This is a genomic window from Clostridium yunnanense (genome assembly GCF_016595795.1).
Lineage (GTDB): Bacteria > Bacillota > Clostridia > Clostridiales > Clostridiaceae > Clostridium_AR > Clostridium_AR yunnanense.
Genome location: NZ_JAENHN010000001.1, coordinates 1 through 896 on the forward strand (window position 1 = coordinate 1; position 896 = coordinate 896).

The window sequence follows — 896 nt, forward strand, 5'->3', positions numbered from 1 at the left end:
ATTCGGTATGAAAGCTATAGTAGATCACCGTGGCGGTTCAGTTAGTAAACTGGAGCCGAGTATAGTCGATGACATTGCATATGTTGTAACTAAGAAAACTCCTATAGATTTCAAATTTACCGTGCACACATGGACATGTGCTCTTTTAGCATCTTATGTTGAACAAACATATGGAATAAAAGTTTGTGAAGAAACCATAAGGCAAGTTTTACTTTCCAAAGGGTTATCTTATAAACGCGCTCAACCAAAGCCAACAAAAGCAGATGAGAAAGAACAAGAAGCTTTTAAAAAAAATGCCCGATCTGCTAAGTACTTTAGAGTCTTCATCTGATACAATTGTTTATGCGCTAGACGAAACTGGCGTTAGCATAGAGTCAGATAATCGTCTATTTTGGAGTCCAGTTGGTCATCCCCCTGTTCTTGAGAAAAATGGTTCTCACGCCGGTGTTAATATTATTGGCTCAACCTCAATTTTAAGTGACTTTCACACAATTAATGATATCTACCTAGCAGGTCAATCAATAACATCGAATGAAGTAAAATCTCATCTTAGTTATCTGCTTGATCTAAATAAAGATAAAAAGGTAGTGGTGTTTATGGATAATGCTAAGAACCATACAAGTAAGTGCATGCAAGAGTTTTATTTTAAAAATAGAGATCGGTTAAAGGTTATAAACTTACCTAGATATTCTCCGCAAATGAATCCGCAAGAACATATATGGCGTAACTTGAAAGCAAAATTGTTTAGGCCGTCAGCCAGATCTTCTATTTATGAACTTATTTCAGATATTAAAAATATCTTTATCGAACTTAATTCGAAAAAGGATGAGATTTGTTCGTTAGCATATGCCAGAAACTACCTTGTATAACTTAAACTTTAATCTGGGATACCTATA

2 protein-coding genes are annotated in these 896 nt (G+C 34.9%); both read left to right on the forward strand.

From position 1 onward, the window contains the following. On the forward strand, positions 1-331 hold a 331-nt coding region (locus tag JHL18_RS00005; protein ID WP_200265569.1), incomplete at its 5' end, for a helix-turn-helix domain-containing protein. Then, positions 294-869, forward strand: coding sequence for a transposase (locus JHL18_RS00010; protein WP_200265571.1), 576 nt, complete (start codon positions 294-296; stop codon positions 867-869). The genes JHL18_RS00005 and JHL18_RS00010, both read left to right, overlap by 38 nt. Positions 870-896: the final 27 nt, after the last annotated feature.

Coding starts and splice junctions, on each gene's coding strand:
- JHL18_RS00010 (WP_200265571.1), top strand. CDS start 294: ATGCCCGATCTGCTAAGTACTTTAGAGTCTTCATCTGATACAATTGTT.